4 protein-coding genes are annotated in these 4,304 nt (G+C 46.6%); all 4 read left to right on the top strand.

Annotation, left to right across the window (positions count from 1 at the left end; all coding sequences use genetic code 11):
- Nucleotides 1–42: 42 nt before the first annotated feature.
- The 4 genes from KDK13_RS00780 (at nt 43) to KDK13_RS00775 (ending at nt 3,777) form a co-directional block, all read left to right on the top strand.
- Entirely contained in the window at nt 43–2,769 is a 2,727-nt protein-coding gene (locus KDK13_RS00780; RefSeq protein WP_257282821.1) for an inverse autotransporter beta domain-containing protein, read from the top strand.
- Nucleotides 2,741–3,010 (top strand): Ig-like domain-containing protein, encoded by a 270-nt coding sequence (locus KDK13_RS19090; RefSeq protein ID WP_373692192.1) that lies wholly within the window; start codon nt 2,741–2,743, stop codon nt 3,008–3,010. Before KDK13_RS00780 ends, KDK13_RS19090 begins: the two co-directional genes overlap by 29 nt.
- Nucleotides 3,011–3,308: 298 nt before the next feature.
- The gene (locus KDK13_RS19085; protein ID WP_373692191.1) at nt 3,309–3,461 is read left to right on the top strand and encodes a type II toxin-antitoxin system RelE/ParE family toxin; all 153 of its coding nucleotides are present in this window, start codon (nt 3,309–3,311) and stop codon (nt 3,459–3,461) included.
- Nucleotides 3,454–3,777: a DNA-binding transcriptional regulator gene (locus KDK13_RS00775; protein ID WP_257282820.1), complete on the top strand. Its 324-nt coding sequence runs from the start codon at nt 3,454–3,456 to the stop codon at nt 3,775–3,777. Before KDK13_RS19085 ends, KDK13_RS00775 begins: the two co-directional genes overlap by 8 nt.
- Nucleotides 3,778–4,304: the final 527 nt, after the last annotated feature.

Here is a 4,304-nt window from a genome sequence, read left to right as displayed (position 1 = left end):
GGACTGGGAAATGTTTTTTAAATTATCTTCGGGTCTTAAATAATGTCCAAATACCGGAAGGTTATTGCCAGCGCACTGATATTCAGTCTTATCGGCACCCTCCCTGCCACTCATGCTGGCGACACTTCACAAACAGTGCAGAGCTTGGCTCAGTCGCTGAGCCGTGTCAGCGCAGGAGATAGTGAACTTGCTGATGAATTATCGAATTATGGAAGGAGCTTAGCGGAGCGCTACGCGACCCAAGTCGGTCAAAATTTCCTGGGACAATTCGGCACGGTCAGTACCCAAGTAACCCTGGACGAGAACCTGTTGTTTAAATCCGGTGAACTGGATCTGCTTATTCCTTTTGCTATTCAAAACAACGCCGACGGCAAGCCACAATCAAGCTGGTTCGTGCAACCCGGTGTTGTATTGAATGATGACGAGACTTACAGCGGTCGGGATTTTGCGCACATAGGGATAGGATATCGATGGCACAACGACAGGCACTTTTATGGCGTGAATGCTTTCTATGATTATGACCTGGACCGTTCGCATCAAAGAGCGAGTATCGGCGCTGAAATTGGCAGCCGTTACCTGACTGTTGGCAGCAACTATTATTTCTCGCTCAGCGGCTGGAAAGACAGTCCGGACGCATTTGATGAGCTGGGTATTGACGCGCTAATGGAACGCCCTGCTCGGGGTTTTGATATTAATGCTGAAGGGCGATTACCCTGGTACCCATGGCTTTCTTTAAGCGCCAGTTATCAGCAATTTTTCGGTGACCTGGTTGAACTGAGCAGCGGTAATACGCCAGTCAACGATCCTTATCAGATGGACGCTTTTGTTCATTACCAGCCGGTCCCGCTATTGACACTGAGTGCCGGCTATCGTGCCGAACAAGAAGGAGACTCAGGCGGCGAAGTCAGCGCGACACTAAATTATCGGCTGGGAGAGTCTTTGCAGGCGCAGTTGAGCTCTTCCCAGGTTGAAGAGCAGTTTACGCTGGATAGCCAGTTGTTTCAGCTGGTCGAGCGTGAGCACAATATTCGACTCGAGTACCAGAAAAAGCAGTATCAAAGTACTGGTACGGTAGAGTTTACTGTTGATTCGCTCATAGTCGAAGAGGGCAGTGTGACACCGCTGCGGGATCTGATAGAGCTTGAAAATGTGACTCAGGCTGATATTGTCGATGCCAGGTTCACGGGTAGCGCAGCGGCCAATGTGCAGAATCGACGTGTTTATGTTGCACCTGTATTCAATGGTGCACTTCCGGTTGCTGTTCGTTCAGATAGCGATGTCACAAACGACTACGATTTGAATGTCGAAGTTCTGTTAACCAACGGGAACTCCATTAGCACTAGCCAGCCGCTGCAAGTAAAAGTGGAACCCACATCAACCAGGAAACTCAGTGGACTTGGTTATGTACGGTCCGCACCTCCCACGGAAACGGATCATTTTTACAGGCTAGAAACTTATCTTCTCGACGGTGCTGGACGCGGAATTGAAGGTGCCACTGTCACTTTCTCAAGTGACCACGATAGTGTGATCTGGAACTCTCTTGGAGATGACAGTTTTTTCGACGTTATCACTTTGGAGGGAGGTTATGCGGAAGTAATCATAACTTTCCCTAAAGCCAGCGCGCCGGCTCACGTTGAGTTCACAGTGACTTATAAGGATCAGTCGCTCAGTGAAGAGATCTATTTCGAGCCAGCTTATGGGACGTTATCGGCAACCTTTGAGTCTGAGCACCTGCCGGTCGCTGATGGCTTTACACCCTCGCCAGTGACGATGACCCTGGTATCAGCAAGCGGCGTACCCGTACCGAATACAGAAGTTAAACTGGCTTACGACCCAAAACTTGAAACGTCGGAATATGGATGGAGACATTGTTGCCACGACGTGACATTCACTCCAAACAAAGTGATTACGGATCACCTGGGTAAGGCGACATTCAATGTCGTGTCGAATTACGCAGGGCGTCCCATCCCTATCGTGGCGACCATTGGCGATGATTACTCTGAAAATAGAGCTTCGTTCACGCACGATTTGGAGTTTAACGGCGATCCTAAAAACGCAAAATTATCAGTCAGTTTCTACGGCCACGACGCAGTGGCCGGCGTTGATGCATATGAGATAGATGCATATTTGAGATCAGAAGTGAACCCGGGTATATCAGTAGCTAATCCCATCAAAGGTGTAAAAGTGAATTTAGAGGTTACCGATGGATGTCAATTATCAGTTGATCATCTCATCACAAGTAGCTGGGGTAGTTGCGGTAAAAGAGCGATTTTAACAACAACTAAGAAAGGACCGTATAAGTGTACTGTCACTGCGACTTATAACGGAATCAGTGCAGACACGCCCGTATATTTCGCTAGAAACGGAAGTTTTTCCCATCCTCTCTCAACTGTAGAAGTGTTGAAAAACCATGCAGAGCCTAACGGCATTGAAAAAAACACCGTACTGGTTACGTTGATGGATATACATGGGCGTCCGGCGCAAGGTGAATCATTAAGCTTCGCGTTCATGGTAAACGGTTTCTTTCCTAGCGATCCTGGATGGCGAGTCACCCCGAGAAGTGAGACAACGGATGCTAACGGAAAAATGTACATTGACTTTACTTATGTGCTCGGTCAAGGAGAGATTTCAAGTTCTGCGAGGTTTTTTGTTAATAACGAATCCTATGATCCAATGAACGGGAAATCAGTAGATCTTACTTTTATTCAAAATGGGTTTTTGACAGCTGAAATTCTGACATCTGGATCGCTGGCTGCCTGCCGACGGTAACTCCTGGCACGAAGTCAGGGCGCGAGTTACCAGCGCCGCAGATGGAAAGGGTGATCCCGTTCCATATGCGAAAGTATCAGTATCTAACAGTAGTTCGTTTATTTTTCAGCAGCGGGATGTATACACAGACATAAACGGCTATGCGACATTTCGGGTTGCGAGTACAGAACCTAGTCGGTATGGCGTGACCCTGATGTATGCAGGCAGAGGTATGTCCACTCCTCCACTCTTCTTCCATTGACTATAATGCGTACTATCAAAATTGCAGGCTAACGCTCCGGCCTGCGGTCTCCAGCTCCAGAATGGGGCTGGTTTTCTGTTTTCTTTGAGCTAGTACATAATTTCAGTGACTATGACCTGTATCAGAAACTGTTGCTCGAACTTCTGGCATGGTCTCTAATTTTTTGATCCCATGCCCGTGTGGGTGGATGCCGAACCCTGTAGTTCTGTATACAAAAAACGTATCCCTTGCTAAGTAAGGGAAAACGAGGTAATACCCATACTCTTCTCGCGTTCCGTATGGGTGAACGTGTTTTTTTATTTTTGGTTTTGTAAAAAATAGACAGAGCAACATTAACCCGAAAGAGGCGGAGGCCATCAAATTATTAGCCAGGGAGTTTCTTGGATATACCGATGATGACCTGAAAAAAGCACTGGAGACTGGTGAATTAGTGGAGGTTTCCTATGAGTGATTTACTGGATGCAATGCATGAAACCGCCAAGGGCCTGTATGATGCTGGAATTATGAATGCCACGACCATGCACAAGTTCGATGCACTATGTTTACCACCAGTAAAGGCGTTGACTCCAACGAAGATCAAGCACTTGCGCCTTAAATGCAAAGCGAGCCAGTCTGACTTTGCGGCATTTTTGAATGTTAGCCCGTCCACCGTGCAGAAATGGGAAACGGGTCAAAAGCGCCCTGATGGACCGTCGCTTAAATTATTGGATCTTGTCAAAAACAAAGGACTTTCTATTTTTGGCATGACTGGTAAAGCCCACGATTGAATAATGGCTTCTGTTGCGTCGGTCAAAGACCTGTCGATGATGGTAGAATCGTTCTACTTCTGAGCTTTGAGAAGGGGTTTTCCCCTTCTTCTTACTCAACGTCCTGCTTAATGAATTGAAAAAAGGCAGAAGGGGTTGAAAGGAGTGCCCCCCTGTGCTGTTCAGGTAAAATACCTGTGCATAACAACGCACCCAAAAAGTGCTGCACAGGCCCTAAAAAATGTTAATTCCAAAGCCTGAAAAAATCGAGATTGATTTTACCGATGCCAAGCGGTTCTGTTGCATCAATGTAACAGAACCGAGTTTAAAATGAACTCAAATTAACGCTGAATCTATTAATAGTCGTGGATGATAGCTTACTACCTGAAATTAAAGATAATTTTGATTTTTTATCAAACTATCCCCCTGTGTCAGCATAGTTGTCGCCTCTCCTGAATTTAGAAACCTAAACAGGGGGCGGCCAATGAGTAATCAATGGCCCGCTATTCAGAAGAGTTCAAAGAGTCCATCATTCAGAAGATGATGCC

The organism is Endozoicomonas sp. SESOKO1 (assembly GCF_024606265.1).
Taxonomy (GTDB): domain Bacteria; phylum Pseudomonadota; class Gammaproteobacteria; order Pseudomonadales; family Endozoicomonadaceae; genus Endozoicomonas.
Note: the sequence above shows the minus strand (reverse complement) of the source record. Positions and strands in the feature narration are given on the sequence as shown.